This window comes from Streptomyces sp. NPDC057486 (assembly GCF_042802415.1).
Classification (GTDB): domain Bacteria; phylum Actinomycetota; class Actinomycetes; order Streptomycetales; family Streptomycetaceae; genus Streptomyces; species Streptomyces yanii.
The window spans coordinates 46,437-69,280 of sequence record NZ_JBHVEE010000040.1; the positions used below are offsets into that span (position 1 = coordinate 46,437).

The window sequence follows — 22,844 nt, forward strand, 5'->3', positions numbered from 1 at the left end:
CTGCTCAGGGGCCGACATGGCCGGTCACGGCGCTGGGTGCGGGGCACTCTTTCGGGGAAGATCTGACCGGGTCGGTCCCAAGTGCTCCCAGCACCCGGAGCAGAAGTGGAAGAGTCATATCTATGCAGGTCTGGCCGGGACAGGCGTATCCCCTCGGCGCCACGTACGACGGCGTCGGCACCAACTTCGCGGTCTTCTCCGAGGCCGCCAACCGAATCGAGTTGTGCCTGCTGCACGACGACGGTTCCGAGACGGCGGTGGAGCTGAGGGAGACCGATGCCTTCGTCCGCCATGCCTATCTGCCCGGGGTGATGCCCGGTCAGCGGTACGGATTCCGGGTGCACGGACCGTACGAGCCGCAGCGCGGAGCCCGCTGCAACTCGGCGAAACTGCTCCTCGACCCGTACGCGCGGGCGGTCTCCGGGCAGATCCGGTGGGGCGAGGCGGTGTACGGCTATCCGTTCGGCCGGCCCGACGCGCGCAACGATCTGGACTCGGCGCCGCACACCATGAGCTCGGTGGTGGTCAACCCGTACTTCGACTGGGGCGACGACCGGCGCCCCCGTACGGACTACCACCGCACGGTGATCTACGAGGCCCATGTGAAGGGGCTGACGATGCTCCATCCGGGGCTGCCGGAGGAACTGCGCGGTACCTACGCGGCGCTGGCGCATCCGGAGGTCATCGCGCATCTGACGGAGCTCGGGGTCACGGCGATCGAGCTGATGCCGGTGCACCAGTTCGTCCAGGACCACCGGCTGGTGGACGCGGGACTCGCCAACTACTGGGGCTACAACACCATCGGTTTCTTCGCCCCGCACAACGCGTACGCCTCCCGCGGCGACCGCGGAGAGCAGGTGAGCGAGTTCAAGCAGGCCGTACGGGCCCTGCACCAGGCGGGCGTCGAGGTCATCCTCGACGTGGTCTACAACCACACCGCGGAGGGCAACCACCTGGGGCCGACACTCTCGTTCCGGGGGCTCGACAACGCCTCGTACTACCGCCTCGCAGATGATCAGCAGTACTACATGGACACCACGGGGACCGGGAACTCGCTGCTGATGAGGTCCCCGCACGTGCTGCAGCTGATCATGGACTCGCTGCGGTACTGGGTGACCGAGATGCATGTGGACGGCTTCCGCTTCGATCTCGCCGCCACCCTGGCCCGGCAGTTCCACGAGGTGGACCGGCTGTCGTCCTTCTTCGACCTGGTGCAGCAGGACCCGGTGGTCAGCCAGGTGAAACTGATCGCCGAGCCGTGGGACGTGGGCGAGGGCGGCTATCAGGTGGGGAACTTCCCGCCCCTGTGGACCGAATGGAACGGCAAGTACCGGGACACGGTCCGGGACCTGTGGCGGGGCGAACCGCGGACCCTCGCCGAGTTCGCGGGGCGCCTGACGGGATCCTCGGACCTGTACCAGGACGACGGCCGGCGTCCGCTCGCCTCGATCAACTTCGCCACCTGCCACGACGGCTTCACACTGCACGACCTGGTCTCGTACAACGAGAAGCACAACGACGCGAACGGCGAGGACAACCAGGACGGCGAGAGCCACAACCGGTCGTGGAACTGCGGCGCGGAGGGCGAGACGGACCAGCCGGAGGTGCTGGAGCTGCGCGAGCGGCAGATGCGGAACTTCGTCGCCACTCTGATGCTGTCCCAGGGGGTGCCGATGCTGAGTCACGGCGACGAGTTCGCGCGGACGCAGCGGGGCAACAACAACGCGTACTGCCAGGACAGCGAGCTGTCGTGGGTGCACTGGCCGGAGCCTCGCAAGGCCGGTACGGAGGACGACGAGGGGGAGGGCCGGGAGTCCCGCAGCAGCCTGCTGGAATTCACCCGGGCGATGGTCTGGCTCCGCCGCGACCACCCGGTCTTCCGGCGCCGCCGGTTCTTCCACGGGCGGCCGGTGGAGGGCACGCACGACGAGCTGACGGACATCGCCTGGTTCACTCCCGAGGGCGGTGAGATGACACAGCGGGACTGGCAGGCGGCGCACGCCAAGGCACTGACGGTCTTCCTGAACGGGCACGCCATCTCGGAGCCGGGCCCGCGGGGCGAGCGGATCTCCGACGACTCGTTCCTGCTGATGTTCAATGCGAGCGCCGACACGCTGGAATTCGCCGTTCCGGTGAACCATGGCCGGCAGTGGTCGGTGGTGGTCGACACGGCCCGCCCGGAGGGGGTGCAACCGGGAGCGGGTCCGAAGGTGTCCGCGGGCGACCGGGTGAAGCTGGTGGGGCGGAGCATGGCGGTGCTGCAGCGACCGGCGTAGTCGTCCGGGCTGCGCGCCCGGAGAGGCGACCCCTCGTCCGGATGGATCGGCCGGATGCCGTGTCACAGTCGGCTCCAGGCTGGGTACGTACGTTCGCATGACGCCCACCGCCACGTACCGGCTGCAGCTCCAGCCGGACTTCCCGTTCTCGGCCGCCGGGCACGCGGTGCCGTATCTCGCCGCGCTCGGCGTCTCCCATCTGCACCTGTCGCCGGTCCTCGAAGCCGTGCCCGGCTCCGGACACGGCTACGACGTGGTCGACCACAGCCGTGTCCGGGCCGAGCTCGGTGGTGAGGAGGGGCTGCGGCAACTGGCGGACACGGCGCGGGAGCACGGACTCGGGCTGGTGCTGGACATCGTGCCGAACCACATGGCCGCCGTCCCGCGCCACAACCGGGCCCTGTGGGAGGTCCTCCGCGACGGCCCGGAATCGCCGTACGCCCGCTGGTTCGACATCGACTGGGCGGCGGGCGACGGGCGGGTGCTGCTGCCGGTGCTCACCCGGCGGATCGGCGACGAGATGGAACGGTTCCAGGTGGACGGGGAGGTGCTGCGCCACGGCGAGCAGGAGTTCCCGCTCCGGGCCGGCACCGCCGGTCTTCCGCTGCCGAAGTTGCTGGATGCCCAGCACTACCGGCTCGGGTGGTGGCGGCTGGCCCGTACCGAGCAGAACTACCGGCGGTTCTTCACCATCTCGGACCTCATCGGGGTCCGGGTGGAGGACCCCGAGGTGTTCGCGGCCACCCACGGCAAGATCCTCGAACTGGTCCGGGACGGCGTCGTCGACGGACTGCGCATCGACCATCCCGACGGGCTCGCCGACCCCGCCGGCTATCTGGAGCGGCTCGCTGAGGCGACCGGCGGGCGGTGGACGGTCGTGGAGAAGATCCTCACCGGTACCGAGCCGCTCCCCGCGGGCTGGGCCGTCGCGGGGACGACGGGGTACGACACGCTGCACCGGATCGACGGGCTGTTCACCGATCCGACGGGCGCCACCGAGCTGCTCGGCCGGTACCGGGAGTTCGCCGGCCCGGCCGGGGACCGCGGCGGCTACTGGTCGACGACGGTCCGCCGGGCCGCGTACCGGGTGGTGACGCATGAACTGGCCGCGGAGACCGCGCTGCTGACCCGTCTCGCCGTACGCATCTGCGCCGAGGACACCGCACTGCGCGACCACGCCCCGTGGGCGCTGCGCACCGCCATTGACGAACTGCTCGTCCGCGTCCCGGTCTACCGCCCGTACGTCACGGCGGGTGGGCCCTGCAGCGAGGCGGCGGAGGCGGCGCTGCCGGACACGGCCGTACGGGACGCCAGGGCGTTGTTCTCCGTGCCCGAGGAGGCGACGGCCGTCGATGTGGTGCGGGACCTGGCGCTGGGGCGGCTCGGTGACGGGCCGGACCGGGCGGCCTTCTGCGCCCGGTTCGCGCAGACCGCGTCGGCGCTGCGGGCCAAGTCGGTCGAGGACACGGCCTTCTACCGGTACGTGCCGCTGATCTCGGCGACCGAGGTGGGCGGTGATCCCGGGTGCCCGGCGGTGGCTCCGGAGGAGTTCCACGCCTTCTGCGCCCGGCTGGCGCGCGACTGGCCCGCCACCGGCACCGTGCTGACCACGCACGACACCAAGCGCAGCGCGGATGTGCGGGCCCGGATCGCGGTCCTGTCGGAGTGTCCGCAGCAGTGGTCGGAGCTGCTGACGGAGCTGGCGCGGACGGCCCCGACGGCGGTCGCGCCCGATCCGCAGCTGGCCTGGCAGGCCTGGCAGACGGCGTTCGGCTGCGCGGGGCTGCCCGCCGACGAGCTGGCGGGCCGTCTGGAGCCCGCGCTGTTGAAAGCCGTACGGGAAGCGGGTCTGTTCACCAGCTGGACGGAGCCCGATCCGGTGTACGAGCGAGCGGTGTCGGACTTCGTCGCGGCCGGTCCCGCCGCCGCCACCGGGCCGGCACGGGAGGCGTTGCAGCGGTTTGCGGACTCCCTGGAACCCTTCGTCCGGGCCAACGCGCTCGGCGCGGCCCTGCTGCAGCTGACCATGCCGGGGGTACCGGACCTGTACCAGGGGACGGAGCAGGAGTACGTGGCACTGGTCGACCCGGACAACCGGCGGCCGTTCCGCCGCCCGCCCGAGAACGGTCCCGCCGGCGAGAAGGCGGCGCTCACGGTGGCGGCACTGCGGATGCGGCGGAATCGGCCGGAGCTCTTCGGCGAGTCGGGGACGTACACCCCGCTGACCGCGCAGGGCCCGGCGACCGCGCACTGTCTGGCCTTCTGCCGCTCCGGCGAGGTCGTCACGGCGGTGACCAGGCTGTCGCTGCGGCTGGCCGGGGCGGGCGGCTGGCGCGGGACGACGCTGGCGCTGCCGGGCGACGGTCCCTGGGAGGATCTGCTCACGCCGGGGCGGGAGTTCCCGGGCGGTCCGGTCGCGGTGGCCGAGTTGTTCGCCGAGCGACCGGTGGCGCTGCTCCGCGCCTGTCGTTGAACCCGGGGGCGGAGCAGTCCCGGGGCCGAAGCCCGGCACTCAGCCGGGTCGTACGAGGAGGGTCCGCGGGCCGCGGGTGAGCAGTCCGGCACTGGCCGGACGGAATCCGTCCGCCCAGCGGAGCCGGGGCATGGCGTCGAGCAGGGCACGCACCCCCAGTTCGGCCTCCAGCCGCCCGAGCAGGACGGCCGGACAGGACTCCGGTCCCCCGGCGGACCGGTCCTGGTCGGTCCGGAAGGGGTCGAAGAGATCGGGGGCGGCGTACCGCTCGGGGTCGCGGCCCGCCGCGCCGATCAGACAGGCGACGGGCGCCCCGGCGGGGAGTGTGCCGCCGCTGACCCGCACCTCGGCGACGGTGCGGCGCAGCACGACCTGCACGGGTGGGTCGCGGCGCAGCGACTCGGTCCACGCGCGGTGGGCGAGGGCGGGTTCGATGCGCAGGGCGGCCAGGAGGTCGGCGTCGTCCAGCAGATTGGCGAGGAAGGAGGCGAGCGCCGTCTCACGGAGGCCGGTCCGGCTGGTGCAGGGGGTGATGGGGGGACCGGGCGGCTGCGCCGGATCCGCGAAGGCGCCGGGGACCGCGGCGCCCACGGGCAGCCAGCGACAGAACTCCTCGACCAGATCGGCCTGTTGCCGCCCCGCGATGCGGCGCGCGAGGACGTAGGCGGTCCGTTCGACGCGCTCGGAAAGGTGTCGGGGCGCGGCCGCCGCCGACCGCGCGATGTCCTGCGGCCGGGGCGCGCAGAGCCTGCTGCCGTGGCAGAGCCCGCGCGGCGCGGGGCCACCGCGGGGCGCGCCGTCGTGCGGGAAGCCGGTGAACCGTGGGTCCGTGAGAGCGGTCGACACGTCGGCGTGCCTGCTGAGCAGCCAGGCGCCGAGGGGGGCGTCGTAGCTGAGCGGGTACTCCTCGCGCAGCACGCGGTAGAGCCGGTACGGATCGTGCGCGGCGCCGGGCGCGAGCAGGCTGGGGCCGGTGCCGGGCCGAGCGGTCCTGTCGGTCCGGCCGGGACGCGCGGTCCGGGCGACGCGGCGACCGCGGTCCGGCGCGGAGATGGGCGGGGGTATGCCGTCGGGCGCGTCGGCCTGCATCCTTGCCCCCCGGGTTCGGTGCGCCGCTGTGTGGCGCGGATGAACCAAGGGGACCACGGCGCAGAGCTCGGCGCAGCAAAGACACGGCCGTTCGGGTGAGGGTGCCCGTCGCCCGCAGCAGCTCCGCGAACACCGCCGCGGCCCCCGTCGGCTCCGGCCGGGAGAGCATCGGGTGTGAACCACGCCCACGCTCAGGCCGGACTCCCGGGAAGCCCCGGCGCCCCGGGCGGCTTGAGTGCGGGCGCGGACAGCCGGAAGGTGATCCGGCCGAAGCTCACCTGGTCCCCGTCGCGCACCGACACCGCGCCGGTCACCCGCTGCCCGTTCACACACGTGCCGTTGGTCGAGCCGAGGTCACGAAGGATCCAGCGGCCGCCCTGCACGGTGAGTTCGGCATGCTTGCGCGAGACGGTCTCATGCGTGAGCCGCAGCCCGTTCGCCGGATCGCGGCCGATGAACACGGGGTACGGGCTCGGGGCGGGCAGCAGCAGTTTCGGCAGCCGCTCGGCCTGCCAGGCCCTCCGTACCCGGGCCGGGAACCCGGACACCTCGCCGACCACCCGGAACAGCCCCCGCGTCCAGCGGCCTTCGCTCCGCAGGTCGGCGGTGAGTGCCGCCAGCTCCTCCGGACGGCGGGCGGCCAGGGCCAGTTCCATGCGCCGTACGAACGTGTCGTGGGAAAGCCTGCCCTGCGCGGCGCCTTCTCTGAGCACACCGAGAACACGGTCGCGCTGAGCATCGGAAACCCGCGCGGGATAGGTGTGGAACTCGAAGGACGACGTCACACGGTCGATTGTCGCGGCGACCGCCCCCGAGTGTCCAGAACAACCCCGCCTGCCACCCGCCTGACCAGCGCGGAAGGGACCGGCCGAATATTCGCGGTGGTGTCCGGAGAACGTTGTTACTGTCTGCCGCCGCGGGCCGTGCGGTGCTCACCGCACGGCAGACCGCGCCTCAAGGAGACTCTGTGACCGCTGTACCACCGGCCCTGACTGTCCGTCCGCTCACCGGGCCGGACGAACTGGCCCTCTTCTGCCGTCTGTCGTACGTCCTCGACCACGAACTGGCCGACGACCTCGCGACGGGCCGCCGCCGCCCCGAGTGGATGTGGGTGGCGCTTCGCGGGGACCGGGTGGTCGCCCGCGTCGCCTGGTGGAGCCAGGGCGGCGACATACCCCTCGCGCTCGACTTCTTCGACCTCGACGACACACTGCCCGAGCCCGAGCGCACCGAGACGGGTCTGCAACTGCTGCGGGCGGCAGCGGCGGCCGTCCTTCCCGCCGGCGCCCCGCGTCCCGAGTACGGCCGTTTCGTACCGCCGGACTGGCGCGAGGACCCGGTGGCCCGCGATCTCGTCGAGGCACGGATCCGGGTGATGGAGCGCACCGGTGCGCGCATGCTCGTCGAGCGGCTGCGCCTGGAGTGGCGGGCCGGTACACCGGTGCCCGCCGACAGCGGCCGGCTGCGGTTCCGCCCGGTGACCGGGCGCGAGGATCTCCTCGCGCTGATGGCTCCGGTGATGGAAGGCACGCTCGACGCGCACGGCCAGGAGGACCTGGCGTCAGGGCTGTCCGCCCGCGAGGCGGCTGAGAAGCATTACGACGAGGAACTCGACGCGTACAGCACCCCGCGCGAGTGGTGGCGCATCGCCGAACTCCCGGGCGGCGAGCCGGTCGGGTTCGTGATCCCGGCCCGCAACAGCTACAACCCGATCATCGCGTACATCGGCGTGCTGCCCGCGCAGCGCGGTCACGGCTACATCGACGACCTGCTCACCGAGGGCACCCGGGTGCTCGCCGCGCAGGACGGGGTGGAGCGGATCCGGGCGGCGACGGACCTCGGCAATGTGCCGATGGCGAAGTCGTTCGCGCGCCTGGGGTACGTCAATTTCGAGCGCGCGTTCAACATGGTCTGGGACTGACGACCTGATCCGGTCCCTCTCGTGCACCGGGTCGTAATCCGGTGGACGGGCCGCCGCAGGGCGGGTTACGGTGACCACCCGCCCGAAGGCCGAGGAAGGAGGCGAGAACAGTGCGTACGTGTACCGCTTCATTCCCGCGCTCCCGTCCCGTTCGCCGGGCGGTTTCGGTTTCGGTCTGACCGGGAGCGCATCGCTTCTTCCGGAGGACTCTTCCATGACCGATCTGGTCATCCGCGCGCTCACCGAGAGCGACGCACAGCTTTTCCGCACCCTGCCCGACCCCGGTCTCGTCGGCCGCGCCGCCTTCGGGCACAGCTATGCCACCGTGCGCGAGGGTGGTGAGTACCGCCCCGAGTGGACCTGGATCGCCGAGCGCGACGGTGTCGTGGTGGCCAGGGCCGCCTGGTGGTCGGGGCCCGCGGACACCGCACCCGTGACGCTCAACTGGTTCGACTTCGCCGAGGGCGAGGACGAGGCGGGCGCCGAACTGCTGCGGCAGTCACCGCTGTACGCCGAGTACGAGCTGATCCTGCCCGCCGGCTGGCGGGACCGGCCCGACGTCGCGGCCGCCGCCGAGGCCAGGATCGCCGCCGCCCGCGCGGCCGGGATGAAGCCGCTGGTCGAGCGGTACCGGTACCTGTGGACGCCGGAGTGCGGGCTGCCCGAGCGGCCCGGCCGGCTCACCTTCCGGCCGGAGCCGGACGACGCGGTGATCCTCGACGTGCTGCGCCGGGTCCACTCCGTCACGCTGGACGCGCACGCCCGCCGGGCCATCGAGGGGCCCGGCGGGCTGGAGCAGGCGGCGCAGGAGGAGCTCGACTTCTTCCACTGGTGCCCCTCGCCGCGCTCCTGGTGGCAGCTGGCGTACACGCCCGAGGGCGAGGTGGCCGGACTCCATGTGCCCGCCCGTAACCCGGGCGGTCCGTGCATCGGCTTCATCGGGGTCGTACCCGAGCAGCGGGGCCACGGCTACGGGTACGACCTGCTCGTCGAGTGCACGCACTTCCTGGCCGCCGAGGGCGCCGAGTTCATCGCGGGCGCCACTGATCAGGGCAATGCGCCGATGGCGGCCGCGTTCGCCCGGGCCGGCCATCCGGTCACTCAGGAACGCATCCATCTGGTGTGAGGTCGGGGGTGAGCTCCGCCAGCCAGTCCAGGCGGAGCTGCTGCTCGGCGGGGATGGTCGCATCCTCGCCGCGCGGCCCCACATTGAGCAGCAGGTTGCCGCCCGCGGCCGCGGTCTCCGTGACCAGTGAGGTCAGTGCGGGACGGCTGAGGAAGGCGTCGGGTGAGGAGTTCCGGTTGTAGCCGAAGCTGTGGTCGATGCCCCGGGTGATCTCGTACGGGTCCGGGCCGGTGTAGCGGGCGAACTCCGGGGTGCGGAAGTCGTAGTACGGGGGCTTGCGCGGCACGAACCCCTCGCCCTGCGCGATCGTGCGGCGCTCCCACCGGTCGTACAGGGCCTTGGCGCCCGGCAGGGCGAGGGCGCGCCACATCGGCGCGTAGGGGAACAGCCGGTCGTTGACGACGCCGTGCGGGTCGGTGAAGCGGAAGTACTCGATGAGCCGCTGGACGTCGGTGCGCGAGCCGGGCCAGGCGATGTCGTTCCACAGGATGTCGGGCCGGTAGCGGCGTATCAGTTCGCGCATCTGGGCGTCGGCGTACGCGGGGTAGTCGCCGCGCGGCACGGCGGAGACGGTGTCCGCGCCGGTCCCGATGGGCCGGTCGTCGAAGGTCCAGTCGAGCCCGCCGGAATAGTAGACGCCGAACCGCAGCCCTTCGGCCCGGACCGCTTCGGCGAACTCGCCGACCACGTCTCGGGTGGTGTGCCAACCGGTGCGGTGCGGGTTGCGGACCTCGGAGGGCCACAGGCAGAACCCGTCGTGGTGCTTGGTGACGAGGACGGCGTAGCGGGCGCCGGCAGCACGGAAACTGCGGGCCCAGGCCGCCGGGTCCCAGCCGTCCAGACCGTCGTTGAAGTCGTTGCCGAAGTCGGTGTACGGCCGGGTGCCGTAGGTTGCCCGGTGGTGGGCGGAGACGGGGCTGCCGGGGAAGCGGAGCGCGTTCTCGTACCACTCGGCGTACGAGGTCCAGCCGAGTGGCGTCCGGCGGCCGGCGAGGGGCAGCTCGTCGGCGGGAACGTACGGCGGGGCCCAGCCCGGTATGGACGCGGGTGTCCAGTGCACAAAGATCCCCAGCTGGGCCTGGGACCACCATGAAGCAACCATGGCGCGAAGTATTGATCATTGAGGGGGTCGTTCGTAAGATCCGGGCACCCCCGGGCCTGATCCGAAGGAAAGGCCCCGCGGGTATCACCGAGCTGATGGCGAGCGGCCGATGACCGTGGACGACACCCGCACGGAACCGCGGACCCGGGTGGGCGGCGGCTGGATCAGTGGTCTGGTGCTGGCCAACCTGGGCCTTTACATGGCCTTTCTCACCCCGATCCAGGTGCTGCTCGCCGAGCAGATCGACGATCTGACCTCGTCCGGCAAGGAGGTCGCGCTCGGCTGGGCGACCGGCGTCGGGGCGCTGGTCGCCGTGGTCGCCAACCCGCTCGCGGGTGCGCTGTCCGACCGGACGGGCGGGCGGTTCGGCCGCCGCCGCCCGTGGATCCTGGGTGGTGCGCTGGTCGGTGCGGCCGGTCTGGTGGTGACGGCGGCGCAGACGACGGTCGTCGGGGTGGCACTCGGCTGGTGTCTGGCGCAGCTGGGGCTGAACGCGATGCTGGCGGGCACGAACGCGGTGGTGCCGGACCAGGTGCCGGTGCGGCAGCGGGCGGCGGTCTCGGGGTACATCGGGATACCGCAGACGCTGGGGCTGGTTCTCGGGGTGCTCCTGGTGTCGGTGGTGGTGACCGGGATCGGCGCCGGATATCTGCTGCTGGCGGGGCTGGTGGTGCTGTGCGCGCTTCCGTTCGTCCTGCTGACCCGGGATCCGGGTCCGGCGGGAGCTCCGATGGCCGCGGTACGGCTGAAGGACTTCCTGGTGAGTCCGCGGCTGCATCCGGACTTCTGCTGGGCGTGGCTGACCCGGTTCCTGGTCCAGCTGGGCAATGCGATCGGCACCCTCTATCTGCTGTATTTCCTGAAGGACGCGGTGCACTACCCGGACCCGGACCTGGGTGTGCTGTACCTGACGCTGCTGTACACCGGCGGTGTGGTGGTGACGGCGGTGGCGGGCGGGATCGTCTCGGACCGGCTGGGAAAGCGGAAGATGATGGTCAGTGCGTGTTCGATGGTGATGGCGGCCGGGTCGCTGCTGCTGACGTTCTGGCACACCTGGCCGGTGGCGATGGGCGCGGCCGTGCTGCTCGGGCTGGGCTACGGGATCTATGTGGCGGTCGACCAGGCGCTGATCACCCAGGTCCTGCCGACGGCCGAGGACCGGGCGAAGGACCTGGGAGTCATCAACATCGCCAACTCCGCGCCCCAGGTACTCGGTCCGGCGCTGGCCGCGCCGATCGTGGCGTACGCGGGGGGCTATGCGGGGCTGTATCTGGCGTCCACCGTGGTGACGGCGGTGGGCGGAGTGCTGGTGTGGCGGATCCGGTCGGTCGGCTGATCCGGTCAGTCGGCTGAGTCCGCGGTGTCGGCCGCCTTCTGGCTGCGGATGACGTCGCGGTACCAGGCGTACGACTGCTTGGGCGTCCGGCGCAGCGTCTCGTAGTCGATGTGGACGAGTCCGAAGCGTTTGCTGGTCCCCTCGATCCACTCGATGTTGTCGGTCAGCGACCAGGTGAAGTACCCCCGGACGTCGATGCCTTGGCCGATCGCGGTGTGCAGCGCGCCCAGGTGCCCCTCGATGAAGGAGATCCGGCGGGTGTCGGTGACGGCCTCGTCGACGGCGCAGCCGTTCTCGGTGATGTAGAGCGGTGGAAGCCGGTCGCCGTAGCGGTCACGCAGCTGGACGAGGGTCTCGCGCAGTCCGTCGGGGACGACGGGCCAGCCGAAGTCGGTCGTCTCGTACCCCTCGATCTCCCTTATGCCGAAGGGAAGTTCGGCGGGCATCTCGAATCCGGAGAACGTGTCGAGGGCCTCCGCCCTGGGGGCGCCGACGAGGGTGGGGTTGTAGTAGTTGACCCCGTACCAGTCGAGCGGCGTGGAGATCGTCCGGAGGTCGTCCTCGACGGATCCCGGCATCAGCGCCGCGATGCTCTCGTCGGGGTAGCGCCCGGCGAGGATCGGATCGGCGAACATCCAGTTGGTGATGGTGTCGTACAACTCGGCGCCGAGACGGTCCTCTTCGGATTCGCCCGCGGTCCAGACGGGAGTGTGCGAGACGGCGATGCCGATGTTGGTGGCGCCCGCGGCCCGGAGCGCGCGGACGCCGAGCCCGTGGGCGAGGAGCTGGTGATGGGCGGCGGGCAGAGCGTCGAAGAGGAGGGTGCGGCCGGGGGCGTGCTCGCCGAGTGCGTAGCCGAGCATGGTGACTTCGGCGGGTTCGTTGATGGTGATCCACATGGGTACGCGGTCGGCGAGCCGTTCGGCGACGATGCCCGCGTACTCGGCGAAACGGTAGGCGGTGTCCCGGTTGAGCCAGCCGCCCGCCTCGTCGAGCGGCAGCGGGGTGTCCCAGTGGTAAAGGGTGGGGGCCGGGGCGATGCCGTGGGCGCAGAGCTCGTCGACGAGCCGGTCGTAGAAGTCGAGCCCGGCCGGGTTGACGGGTCCGCTTCCGCCCGGCACCACGCGCGGCCAGCTGACGGAGAAGCGGAAGGCGTCGGCGCCGAGGCCGGCCAGCAGGGCGACGTCCTCGCGGTAGTGCTCGTGGAAGCCGGTGCCGCGGGTGGTGTCGGTGCCGTCCTTGATCCGTCCCGGCTGGGCGGCGAAGGCGTCCCAGCCCGAGGGGCCCTTGCCGTCGGTGTCGGCTGCTCCTTCGGTCTGGAAGGCGGAGGCGGAGGCTCCCCAGAGGAATCCCGGCGGGAACGTCGGCACGGTCATCTCGGCCTCCAGCAGCCGTACGAATGAGCAGAACCTGGCAGGGCAATGATCAGAACCAGACCTTAATCGCCAGTAACGGGCTCGATCCAGTGTCGTGGGCCGGTGATCCCTACTTCTGCCGACCATGGGGCCGGAACGAGGAGACGAGGAGCAACGCATGCTGTTCGAGGTATGGGCGCCGGAGGCGGATTCGGTCGGTCTGCGGCTGGCGGGTGAGCTGCGGGCGATGGAGCGCGACCCGGCACGGACGGGCTGGTGGACGGCCGAGGCGGAGGCCGCGGACGGGGACCGGTACGGCTTCGTCCTCGACGACGGCCCCGTGCTGCCGGATCCGCGCTCACGCCGCCAGCCGGACGGCCCGGACGGCGAGAGCGCCGTCGTCGACCAGGAGGCGTACGCCTGGCGCACCGAGTGGGCGGGCAGGGGGCTCCCGGGCGCCGTCCTGTACGAGCTGCACGTCGGCACGTACACCGAGGAGGGCACCTTCGACGCCGCCGCGGCACGGCTGCCGCACCTGGCCGAGCTGGGCGTCACCCATGTGTCGCTGATGCCCGTCTGCCCGTTCCCCGGCACGCACGGGTGGGGTTACGAAGGGGTGTCGCTGTGGGCCGTGCACGAACCGTACGGCGGCCCCGAGGGGCTTAAGCGCTTTGTCGACACGGCGCACGAGCTCGGTCTTGCGGTGCTCCTCGACGTGGTCCACAACCACCTGGGACCGTCCGGCAACCACCTGCCCGCCTTCGGCCCGTACTTCACCGAGACCCACCACACGCCGTGGGGCGCCGCGGTCAACCTCGACGCGGTGGGATCGGACGAGGTCCGCGCGTATCTGCTGGGCAGCGCGCTCGGCTGGCTGCGCGACTACCGGCTCGACGGGCTGCGGCTCGACGCGGTCCACGCCCTCGCCGACACCCGGGCACTGACCTTCCTGGAGGAACTGTCCACGGCGGTCGACGCGCTCTCCACGGAGCTCGGCCGTCCGCTGCCGCTGATCGCCGAGTCGGACCGCTGCGACCCACGTACGACAACGCCGCGCGCGGCGGGCGGCATCGGGCTGCACGCCCAGTGGAACGACGACTTCCACCACGCCCTGCACACGGCGCTGACCGGCGAGTGCCAGGGCTACTACGCCGATTTCGCCGCCGCCCCGCTGACCGCCCTCGCCAAGACCGTGACGAGCGCCTTCTTCCACGACGGCACATATTCCAGCTTCCGCGGCCGCGCCCACGGCCGCCCCGTCGACATCGCCCGCACCGCGGCCACCCGCTTCGTCGGCTATGCGCAGACCCATGACCAGATCGGCAACCGGGCACTCGGCGACCGGCTCTCCGCCTCCCTCTCCCCCGGGCTGCTGGCCTGCGCGGCGGCGCTCGTGCTGACCGGCCCGTTCACCCCGATGCTGTTCATGGGCGAGGAGTGGGGCGCCCGAACCCCCTGGCAGTTCTTCACCGACCACACCGACCCGGCGCTCGCGGAAGCGGTACGCAGCGGCAGGCGTCGGGAGTTCGCTGCGCACGGCTGGGCGGCGGGCGACATCCCGGACCCGCAGGACCCGGCCACCCGCGACCGCTCCTGTCTGGACTGGACCGAACCGGAAAGCGAGCCGCACGCCCGCATCCAGGCCTGGTACCGCGAACTGATCGCACTGCGCCGCGCCATGCCCGACCTGTCCGACCCGGATCTGGCATCCGTGAAGACGGCCTTCGACGAGCAGGCGCGCTGGCTGGCCTATCGCAGGGGCGATCTGCGGATCGCGGTCAACCTCGACGAGAAGCCGGCCACGATCCCGCTCGGCGTCGGGCGGAACCGGAACAGCGGGGGCAGGGTGCTGGCCGCCTGGGAACCGGTGGAGACGCCGGGCGCGGACGGCCTGCTGCATCTGCCGCCCGAGTCGTGCGTGGTGCTCGCCGACGACTGAGGTGCCGCGGAAGCGGGTGGCACCCTCATCGACACCTTCGGAGGGTGCCCGACCGGTGCCGCACGACGTGCGGCACCGCTTCCGCGACCGGGAGCCGGGGCCGAACGCTCCTCCCGGTCCGGCTATTCGACGATCGCCAGCTCGCGTGCGGTGGTGTTGAGCCGACGCCCGCCGTCCTCCGTGACGGTCACGATGTCCTCGATGCGGACGCCGAACCGGCCCGGCAGATAGATGCCGGGCTCCACGGAGAAGCACATCCCGGGCACCAGCGGCTGCTCCTCGCCCTCGATCATGTACGGGGGCTCATGGGTGGTGACGCCGATGCCGTGGCCGGTCCGGTGGATGAAGCGCTCGCCGTAGCCGAACTCGGTGATGACGGCGCGGGCCGCCCGGTCGATCTCCTGGCAGGCGACCCCGGGCCGGACCGCGCGGCAGCCGGCCTCCTGCGCCTCCCGCACGATGTCGTGCACCCGCTGCTCCTCGGCGGTGGGTTCGCCGACATGGACCGTGCGCGAGGTGTCGGAGCCGTAGCCGTGCTTGAGACCGCCGAAGTCCAGCACGACCATGTCGCCGCGCTCGATGGTGCGGTCGCCCGCCTCGTGGTGCGGGTTGGCGCCGTTGGGCCCGGAGCCGACGACGGTGAAGTCGACCTGCGAGTGCCCGAACTGCTTGAGCAGCGCGGCCAGATCGGCGGCGACGTCGGTCTCCCTGCGGCCGGAGAAGCGGACCTTCAGGATCTCCTCGTACGTGGCGTCGGCTGCGGCCCCCGCTGCCGCGAGACGCTCCAGCTCGGCGGCGTCCTTGACCGCCCGCAGCATCGGCAGGGCCTCGGTGAGGGAGACGTACGAGGTGCCGGGGAGGAAATTCTGCAGCCCGAGCAGGTGCATCGCCCAGGCGTTGTCGCTGATTCCGAACCGGCCGGCCGCGTCGAGCAGCGGGGCGGTCACGGCGTACGGGTCCTTGCCGTCCGTCCAGTCGCGCAGGGTCAGAGCGGGGGAGCCGACGGCCTCCTCGGCGTCCGGTGCCTCCAGGGTGGGGACGACGAGAACCGGGTCCTGGCCCGCCTTCAGGACGAGGAGGGTGAGGCGTTCGGTGTTCACGGGGTGGTAGCCGGTGAGGTGGACGAGGTCCGGGCCCGGTGCGACGAGGACACCCGCGAGCCCCGCCTCGGCGGCGGACTCGGCGGCCCGCTCCATCCTCGCCCGGTAGTCATCGGCGGTGAACGGCACGGGCTGGTCGGGGCTGGACATGCGGAACCTCCTGGCGATGCGACACGGCACACAGCATCCTGCCCGGCGGCGGCAGCCGGCGCGAGTGGGGGGTCAGGACGTCGGGCGCAGCCGTACGACGAGGTCGGCGCGGTCCCGGCCACGGTCGACGAGCCGGGCATTGGTTTCGTCGGACCCGGCCACCCAGCGCTCCGCGTACGGCCGGGGCTTGCCGAACCGCACATGGCGGTCGACGAGCCTGCGCACCCGCACGTCCGGGTCGAGGTCCAGGAACCAGACCTCGTCGAGCAGCCCCCGCACCGGCGCCCAGGGGCCGTCGTCATGGAGCAGGTAATTGCCTTCGGTGACGACGAGCGGGATGTGCGGTGGTACGGGAACGGACCCGGCGATCGGCTCCTCCAGGGTGCGGTCGAAGGCGGGAGCGTAGACGGGCCCCTCCTCCCCGGGCGCGCGCAGGCGTCTGAGCAGGGCTGCGTACCCGGCGGCGTCGAACGTGTCGGGGGCGCCCTTGCGGCCGGCCCTGCCCAGCCGGTCCAGCTCGGCCCGGGCCAGGTGGAAGCCGTCCATCGGGACGAGGACGGCGAGCCCGGCCAGCTCCTCGACGAGCTGGGCGGCAAGGGTGGACTTCCCGGCTCCGGGCGGCCCCGCGATGCCGAGTATGCGGCGATGTCCGGGGGTGGCGAGCCGACGGGCGCGGGCCGACAGTTCGCCGACGTCACTCAGGTGCATGCGGGGCATTGTCCCGGCAGGGGAGGCGCACTCGGTAGTGTTACGTATAACTCTTCCGAATACCGCTGCTCCGCACCCCCGAGGAACCGCCATGTCCCACATCGCCCTGGTCACTCTGGTCGTCCGCGACTACGACGAGGCCCTCTCCTTCTACACGGACGCCCTCGGCTTCGAACTCGTCGAGGACACCGACCGCGGGGACGGATCCCGCTGGGTCGTCGTCCGCCCGCGCGGCGCCGCGGCGGGTACGGGACTGCTGCTGGCCCGCGCCAAGGACGAGGGTCAGAGGGCTTCCGTCGGCGCGCAGACCGGCGGCCGGGTCGGCTTCTTCCTGCACACCGAGGACTTCGCGGCCGACCACGCACGGATGCTGGCGGCCGGAGTGCGCTTCCTGGAGGAGCCGCGCCACGAACCGTACGGCTCGGTCGCGGTCTTCGAGGACCTGTACGGCAACCGCTGGGACCTGCTCCAGCCCGCGTGAACCGCGGGTTTCCCGCCTCGCGGGAGCGTTGTCAGTGGCCGCTGTTACGTTCAGTGACATGACTGACCGTGCCCTCCAGCTGTTGCGGGACAACCGCGAGCTGGCCGAACTGGCCGCGTTCCCCTTCGACTTCGACCTCGGTCGCGCCGATCATGTGGAGCACGTGGTGCTGGCGTCCGGCGCGGCCCTGACCCCCATAGCGGGGAGCGACACGGGCGGCACCTATTTCGTGTGCGGGGATCCGTTCGCCCGGCCCTCCAGGTACGCGAGCACGGCGAGCACCCGCCGGTGCACCGTGCCGTCGTCCGGTTCCAGACCGAGCTTGGCGAAGATCGAGCCGATGTGCTTGCTCACCGCCCTCTCCGTGACGACCAGTTCGGCGGCGATGGTGCCGTTCGCCTTGCCCTGGGCCATCAGTTCCAGCACCTCGCGTTCGCGCGGGGTGAGGCTCTGCAGCGGTTCGGTGGACGACCTGCGGGTCAGCAGCTGGGTCACGACCTCCGGGTCGAGGGCCGTGCCGCCTGCCGCCACCCGGTCGAGGGCCTCCAGGAACTGGTCGACCCGGCCCACCCGGTCCTTGAGGAGGTAGCCGATGCCCTGGGCGCCCTGGGCAAGCAGCTCGGCGGCGTAGGTCTCCTCGACGTACTGGGACAGGACGAGGATCGGCAGCTCGGGCAGCTCCGCGCGGGCTGCGACGGCGGCGCGCAGGCCCTCGTCCCGGAACGTCGGCGGCAGCCGTACGTCGAGGACTGCGGCGTCCGGCCGGTGCTTCAGCAGGGCGGGAAGGATCTCGGGCCCGGTGGCCGCGTCGGCCACCACCTCGTGGCCCGAACCGGTGAGCAGCAGGATCAGGCCCTCCCGCAGCAAGGCGTTGTCCTCGGCGATCACGATCCGCACGGCAGCTCCACTTCGATGTCCGTCGGCCCTCCGGTGGGGCTGCTGATGCGGGTCGTGCCGTCCAGTGCTGCGACCCGCCGCCTGATCCCCAGCAGGCCGCTGCCGGCGCGTTCGTCCGCGCCGCCGTGTCCATCGTCCCCGACGACCACACGCAAGGTGTCGGGGCCCCTGCCGATCCGGACGGTGGCGGCCGTCGCGCCACTGTGCTTGCTGATGTTGGTGAGCGCCTCGGCGACCACGAAGTACGCGGCCGCCTCGATGGCGGCCGGGAGCCGCCGCCCGTCCTCGACCCCGTCGAGGTCCGCGGTGACGGGGACGGTGACATCGGCGGCCAGAGCCCGTACCGCACCCGCCAGTCCGCGGTCCGTCAGCACGGGCGGATGGATGCCGCGGACCACGTGCCGCAGCTCCGCGAGGGCTGCCTCCGCGCCGTCGTGGGCCTCGTCGAGGCGGAGCCGGGCGGTGGCGGGGTCGCGGTCGAGGAGCTGTTTGGCGAGCCCGATGCGCATCGACAGGGCGACGATCCTGGCCTGGGCTCCGTCGTGCAGATCCCTCTCGATGCGCCGCAGTTCGGCGCCGTGCGCCTCGACGGCGCCGGCGCGGCTCTCCGTCAGCTGCGCGATCCGGTCGCCGAGTTCGGCGGAGTGCGACGAGGTCAGCAGCGAACGGGACCAGCTCGCCGCCAGGTCCGCGAGCACGGGGTGCCAGCGCAGCACCCAGCCCTGCCGCTCGGGAAGCGGTGTGCCGTACTCGTCGGCGGTGCGCCGGTCCAGGGCGTGGACGACGGTCAGTACGACCCCGTCCACGAAGAGGCCGACCGGCCACAGGATCATGGCGAGATAGGCGAGTCCGTTGCCGATGAGCGCCTGGACCGGCAGCCAGAGCGCGTCACGCCAGGTCGCGGGGTCGGTGAGGACCCGGCGGACCCGCTCGGACAGCTCCCCGCCGTCCAGCGGAAGATACTGCGCCGGGCGGAACGGCACCCCGAGCCGCGCAGCGGACCGGCGGCGCTCGAAGTCCGCGAAGCGCCGCAGCAGTTTGGCCGCCTCCGGCAGGGCCGGCAGCCCGATGATCACGGCGGCGAACATCAGGACGGCGACCACCAGGAACGCGCACAGATAGGCGAGCAGTGCCACCGGAATGCCGATGAACAGATAGCGCGAGGCATCCCACGAACGCCGGATGGCGACCGTCAGGGGGGCGGGATCGGTGCTCATGTCAGATTACGTTACGGGGGTCCGCCCGACTGCGGAGTGGCGCCTGCCCCCGGCTCGTGGTGGAGCTGGCTGCACCCCCGTTCCGGGAGCCCGCACTCTCCCCCGCACCTCTGCTCGCTCCTAGCGTTTATGCAGGTCAGACGATATGCAAGCAGCAACGGAGGTATCCAACGGTGGACACGGTCACGGCAATGCGGGCGACCGCGCTGAGCCTGGAGTCGGTGAGCCGGCGCTACGGGCGGCGCGGCCGCGCTCCGGAGGCGGTGGCGCTCGACGCGGTCAGCTGCGCCGTCCCGGCCGGAAGCTTCACCGCGGTGGTCGGCCCTTCCGGGTCCGGCAAGAGCACGTTCCTGCAGTGCGCGGCGGGGCTGGACCGTCCGACCTCGGGAACCGTACGGATCGGTGGCACCGACCTGGGGTCGCTGAGCGAGGCGGCACTGACCCGGCTCCGCCGGGACCGGGTGGGCTTCGTCTTCCAGTCCCACGCACTGAACCTGGTGCCGTCGCTGTCCATCGAGGAGAACGTCGTGCTGCCACTGGTGCTCGCGGGAGCGGATCCGGCCGATGCCGGGGTGCTGTCCCGTGGGCAGGATCTGCTGGCCCGCGTGGGTCTTGCGGGGCGCGGGGCGGAGAGTCCGACCACGCTCTCGGGCGGCCAGCAGCAGCGGGTCGCGGTGGCCCGCGCGCTGGTGACCGAACCCGCGGTGATCTTCGCGGATGAGCCCACGGCGTCCCTGGACCCGGAGTCGGCGGCGCTGGTCCTCGGTCTGCTCCGCGACGCGGTCCGGATCGACGGCCGTACGGTCGTCATGGTCACCCATGATCCGGTGGCGGCGAGCTGGGCGGACACCGTACTGACGATGGACGGCGGGCGGCTGCGATGAGCACGAGGATCCGGAAGGCGGAGACCGCGCGGGCGCGGTCCGGGGGGCGGCGCGCGTCGGCGTTCCTGGCCAGGCGCTCGCTGACGGCGCACCGGCGGGCCTGGGCCGCGGTGTTCGCGGCCACGGCGGCCACGGCGGCGCTGATCGGCGCGTTCGCGCTGGTGCTCGGCTCGCTGCTGCTGGCGCAGCCGCCGGTGGAGCGGTACGCGGGCGCGGACGCGGTGGTGGCGGCCGACCAGAAGGTGTCGTACACGGCGAAGCCGTGGGGCAGTGAGCCGATGACGGTGACGGCGTATCTGTCGGAACGGGCCCGGCTGGACCGGGCCGTGGTGGCGAAGGCCGCGGCGGCCGACGGGGTCGCGAAGGCGGTCGCGGACGACTCGGTGCCGCTGACGCTGGGCGGTGGCGCCGGTGCGGTCGGCCGTTCCTGGCCGTCGGCGGTGCTCACTCCGTACGAGCTGACCTCCGGCCGGGCGCCGCGGAGTGCGGACGAGGTGGTCGTCGACCGGGCGCTGGCACCCGCCGGGGCCGAGGTCGGCTCGACCGTGGAACTCCAGGTGGAAGGCGCCGCGCGCCCGTACACCGTCAGCGGTGTCGCGGAGGCGGGCAACCGGGGCGAGGGCGCCCCCGCCGTCTTCTTCACCGAAGCGCGGCTGACCGCGCTGGCCGGGCACCCCGGCACGGTCGACGCGGTCGGGATCGTCGCACGGGACGGCGTCTCCTCGGACGCGCTGCGGGACTCGTTGGGCGACGCGTTGCCCGACCGTACGGACACCGGGCGCGGCATCCGGGTCCTCACCGGCCCCGCACGCGGAGAGGCCGAGCACCTGGACGCGCTGGGCGGGCGCGGTGATCTGCTGGCGCTGCTCGGCTCGATCGCGGGCACGGTCCTCATGGTGGCGCTTCTCGTTCTTTCCACGACCGTCTCCCAGGCGGTCCACCAGCGCTCCGGTGAGCTGGCGCTGCTGCGGGCGGTCGGCGCGACGCCGCGGCAGCTCAGGTCCGCGGTAGGCCGGGAGGTGAGCCGGGTGGCCGGTGCGGCGGTGGTGCTGGGCGGGGTCGGGGCCGTGCCGCTGGGGCTGCTGATGCGGTCGCTGCTGACGACGGATCCGCTGCCGCTGCCCGCACCGCTGTGGCTGCCGCTCGCGGCAGCCGTGGCCGCCGCGGTGGTCGTCGCCGGGGCCGCACGTCCGGTCTCGTTGCTCGCCGCCCGGTCGATCACCGGGATGCGGCCGGCTGCCGCGCTGAGTGCGGCGCGCGCCCCCGAGCCGGGTGAGCCGGGCCGGCTGCGGACCGGTGCGGGCATGCTGCTGGTCGTGGGCGGGATCGGTTCGGCGGTCGCGGCCATGGCGCAGGGCGGTCAGGCGGCCGCTGTGGCCGCGTCGGGTGCGGCGACGTCGCTGGTCGTCGCGGTGGCGCTGCTCGGGCCGTGGATCGCGCGGGCGGCAGCGCGGGTGCTGGGTGCGCCGCTGCGGCGTGCGGGCGGTGTCTCCGGGTTCCTGGCGGCGAAGTCGGCCGCCGCGCACAACCGGCGGCTGGGCGCGGCGATCACACCGATGGTCCTGGTGGTCGCGTTCGTCTGCGTCCAGCTGACAGCGGGGGCGACGCTGGAACGGGCCGCCGGCCGGCAGGCGGAGGCCGCGCTGCGGGCGGACCTGGTGGTGACGGCTCCTGCGGGGCTGCCCGCGGACGCGGCGGCTGCGGTACGCAGGGCGCCGGGGGTGGCGGCCGCGACGGGTGTGCTGCGGTCGTCGGTCCTGCTCGCCCACCACGAGATGGGCGATCCGAAACTGGACCGCTACCCGGTGCTGGGTGTGACGGCGGGCGAGCTGTCCGGCACGGTCGATCCGGGCGTCGCATCGGGTGACCTGGCCGCCCTGACGGGGCGCTCCACCGTCGCGGTCGGCAAGGACCGGGCGGACGAGCTCGGCGTCGGCATCGGAGACCGGGTGCGGCTGCGGCTCGGTGACGGTACGGAGACGGGGCTGCGGGTGGTGGCGGTGTACGAACGAGCCCTGGGGCTCGGCGAGTTCATGCTGCCGCGCGAGGCGCTGACCGGGCATGTGTCGGCGGCGCGCGATGCCCGCATCCTGGTCCGCTCGGAGGCCGGGTCGGCTGCGGCCTCGGTACGCCGCGCGGTCGCCCCGTACGCCGGTGCGCAGGTCCGGGCCGCGACGGCGGACGACGTACGGATCGCGCCGTCCTCGTCGGAGGAGGACGACGCGCTGATCGTCATCGGGGTCGGGGTGATCGGCGGGTTCGCGCTGCTGGCGGTGGTGAGCACGCTGACCCTGATCACGGTGGGCCGACGACGCGAGTTCCGCCTGCTGCGGCTGGTGGGGGCGGGGCGCAGGCAGGTGACGCGGATGCTGTTCCTGGAGACGGGGCTGGTGGCCGTGGCGGGCCTGACGATCGGCACGGTGGTGGCGGCGGTCCCTCTGACGGCGTTCGCGGTGTCGGCGGCGGGGACGGTGCCGTACCTGGAGCCGGTGCGGTACGGCGTGCTGGCGGGGGCGGTGCTGATGGCTGCGGCGGCGGGCGTGGTGATCCCGGGGGCGTCCGGTGGCCGCGCCGGGAGGCGGTGAGGGTGCGGTGGGCGGCCGGGGCCGCTGTGCCCTGAGCTCCTCTCAGGCCCCGGTCGGGCTGAAGGATGTCCAGGGCGTGTGTCGGAAGTCCCGCCGTCCGCCCGAAGGGCGGGCCCGGCGGCGTCCGGTGCGTGCGATCGCACGGCGGAGGGTCGTCCTCGTACCGGACGTACTCGGACGACCCCGACAACGCAGCGAGCGTGCG

Annotated in this window: 18 protein-coding genes; 9 read left to right on the top strand and 9 right to left on the bottom strand. The window is 72.5% G+C overall.

Annotated elements, in window-relative coordinates:
* Positions 1 to 122 precede the first annotated feature (122 nt).
* The gene (glgX, locus tag ACFU6I_RS20175; protein ID WP_384368377.1) at positions 123 to 2,276 is read left to right on the top strand and encodes a glycogen debranching protein GlgX; all 2,154 of its coding nucleotides are present in this window, start codon (positions 123 to 125) and stop codon (positions 2,274 to 2,276) included.
* Between the two features lie 97 nt (positions 2,277 to 2,373).
* Positions 2,374 to 4,749 (top strand): malto-oligosyltrehalose synthase, encoded by a 2,376-nt coding sequence (treY, locus tag ACFU6I_RS20180; RefSeq protein ID WP_384368380.1) that lies wholly within the window; start codon positions 2,374 to 2,376, stop codon positions 4,747 to 4,749.
* A 39-nt stretch (positions 4,750 to 4,788) separates the two neighbouring features.
* Here the strand turns inward: treY and ACFU6I_RS20185 are convergent, their stop codons facing one another.
* Together ACFU6I_RS20185 and ACFU6I_RS20190 are read right to left on the bottom strand one after the other, a co-directional pair.
* Positions 4,789 to 5,838 (bottom strand): cytochrome P450, encoded by a 1,050-nt coding sequence (locus tag ACFU6I_RS20185; RefSeq protein ID WP_384368383.1) that lies wholly within the window; start codon positions 5,836 to 5,838, stop codon positions 4,789 to 4,791.
* Positions 5,839 to 6,029: 191 nt separating this feature from the next.
* Positions 6,030 to 6,623 carry a DUF1707 and FHA domain-containing protein gene (locus ACFU6I_RS20190; RefSeq protein WP_384037448.1) on the bottom strand — a complete coding sequence of 198 codons (594 nt, stop codon included), beginning with the start codon at positions 6,621 to 6,623 and terminating at the stop codon, positions 6,030 to 6,032.
* 182 nt (positions 6,624 to 6,805) lie between these two features.
* On the opposite strand from ACFU6I_RS20190, the gene ACFU6I_RS20195 reads away from it, so the two are divergent.
* Positions 6,806 to 7,759 (top strand): GNAT family N-acetyltransferase, encoded by a 954-nt coding sequence (locus ACFU6I_RS20195; protein ID WP_384368386.1) that lies wholly within the window; start codon positions 6,806 to 6,808, stop codon positions 7,757 to 7,759.
* Positions 7,760 to 7,973: 214 nt separating this feature from the next.
* The gene (locus ACFU6I_RS20200) at positions 7,974 to 8,885 is read left to right on the top strand and encodes a GNAT family N-acetyltransferase (protein ID WP_384368389.1); all 912 of its coding nucleotides are present in this window, start codon (positions 7,974 to 7,976) and stop codon (positions 8,883 to 8,885) included.
* Here the strand turns inward: ACFU6I_RS20200 and ACFU6I_RS20205 are convergent.
* Positions 8,857 to 9,987, bottom strand: coding sequence for an alpha-L-fucosidase (locus tag ACFU6I_RS20205; protein ID WP_384368392.1), 1,131 nt, complete (start codon positions 9,985 to 9,987; stop codon positions 8,857 to 8,859). The genes ACFU6I_RS20200 and ACFU6I_RS20205 overlap by 29 nt on opposite strands.
* 109 nt (positions 9,988 to 10,096) lie before the next feature.
* Between ACFU6I_RS20205 and ACFU6I_RS20210 the strand changes: the two genes are divergently transcribed.
* Positions 10,097 to 11,323, top strand: coding sequence for an MFS transporter (locus ACFU6I_RS20210; protein ID WP_384368395.1), 1,227 nt, complete (start codon positions 10,097 to 10,099; stop codon positions 11,321 to 11,323).
* 5 nt (positions 11,324 to 11,328) lie between these two features.
* Here ACFU6I_RS20210 and ACFU6I_RS20215 read toward each other — a convergent pair whose 3' ends face one another.
* Entirely contained in the window at positions 11,329 to 12,699 is a 1,371-nt protein-coding gene (locus tag ACFU6I_RS20215; protein WP_384368399.1) for a GH1 family beta-glucosidase, read from the bottom strand.
* Between the two features lie 157 nt (positions 12,700 to 12,856).
* On the opposite strand from ACFU6I_RS20215, the gene treZ reads away from it, so the two are divergent.
* Positions 12,857 to 14,617, top strand: a complete 1,761-nt coding sequence (gene treZ / locus ACFU6I_RS20220; protein WP_384368402.1) for a malto-oligosyltrehalose trehalohydrolase — start codon at positions 12,857 to 12,859, stop codon at positions 14,615 to 14,617.
* Positions 14,618 to 14,739: 122 nt separating this feature from the next.
* On the opposite strand, the gene ACFU6I_RS20225 is transcribed toward treZ, so the two are convergent.
* Together ACFU6I_RS20225 and ACFU6I_RS20230 are read right to left on the bottom strand one after the other, a co-directional pair.
* Positions 14,740 to 15,867 carry a M24 family metallopeptidase gene (locus tag ACFU6I_RS20225; RefSeq protein WP_384368405.1) on the bottom strand — a complete coding sequence of 376 codons (1,128 nt, stop codon included), beginning with the start codon at positions 15,865 to 15,867 and terminating at the stop codon, positions 14,740 to 14,742.
* A gap of 72 nt (positions 15,868 to 15,939) precedes the next feature.
* Positions 15,940 to 16,584, bottom strand: coding sequence for a nucleoside/nucleotide kinase family protein (locus ACFU6I_RS20230; protein WP_384368408.1), 645 nt, complete (start codon positions 16,582 to 16,584; stop codon positions 15,940 to 15,942).
* A gap of 82 nt (positions 16,585 to 16,666) precedes the next feature.
* On the opposite strand from ACFU6I_RS20230, the gene ACFU6I_RS20235 reads away from it, so the two are divergent.
* Entirely contained in the window at positions 16,667 to 17,056 is a 390-nt protein-coding gene (locus tag ACFU6I_RS20235) for a VOC family protein (RefSeq protein WP_345514044.1), read from the top strand.
* 31 nt (positions 17,057 to 17,087) lie between these two features.
* Here ACFU6I_RS20235 and ACFU6I_RS20240 read toward each other — a convergent pair whose 3' ends face one another.
* The 3 genes from ACFU6I_RS20240 to ACFU6I_RS20250 all read right to left on the bottom strand — a co-directional run bounded on the left by ACFU6I_RS20240 (position 17,088) and on the right by ACFU6I_RS20250 (position 19,170).
* Positions 17,088 to 17,210: a hypothetical protein gene (locus tag ACFU6I_RS20240; RefSeq protein ID WP_384368411.1), complete on the bottom strand. Its 123-nt coding sequence runs from the start codon at positions 17,208 to 17,210 to the stop codon at positions 17,088 to 17,090.
* A gap of 68 nt (positions 17,211 to 17,278) precedes the next feature.
* Positions 17,279 to 17,953: a LuxR C-terminal-related transcriptional regulator gene (locus ACFU6I_RS20245; protein WP_384368414.1), complete on the bottom strand. Its 675-nt coding sequence runs from the start codon at positions 17,951 to 17,953 to the stop codon at positions 17,279 to 17,281.
* Positions 17,941 to 19,170 carry a sensor histidine kinase gene (locus ACFU6I_RS20250; protein WP_384368417.1) on the bottom strand — a complete coding sequence of 410 codons (1,230 nt, stop codon included), beginning with the start codon at positions 19,168 to 19,170 and terminating at the stop codon, positions 17,941 to 17,943. The genes ACFU6I_RS20245 and ACFU6I_RS20250 overlap by 13 nt, the downstream gene beginning before the upstream one ends.
* A gap of 191 nt (positions 19,171 to 19,361) precedes the next feature.
* On the opposite strand from ACFU6I_RS20250, the gene ACFU6I_RS20255 reads away from it, so the two are divergent.
* Positions 19,362 to 20,054 carry an ABC transporter ATP-binding protein gene (locus ACFU6I_RS20255; protein ID WP_384368429.1) on the top strand — a complete coding sequence of 231 codons (693 nt, stop codon included), beginning with the start codon at positions 19,362 to 19,364 and terminating at the stop codon, positions 20,052 to 20,054.
* Positions 20,051 to 22,639, top strand: coding sequence for an FtsX-like permease family protein (locus tag ACFU6I_RS20260; protein ID WP_384368420.1), 2,589 nt, complete (start codon positions 20,051 to 20,053; stop codon positions 22,637 to 22,639). Before ACFU6I_RS20255 ends, ACFU6I_RS20260 begins: the two co-directional genes overlap by 4 nt.
* Positions 22,640 to 22,844: the final 205 nt, after the last annotated feature.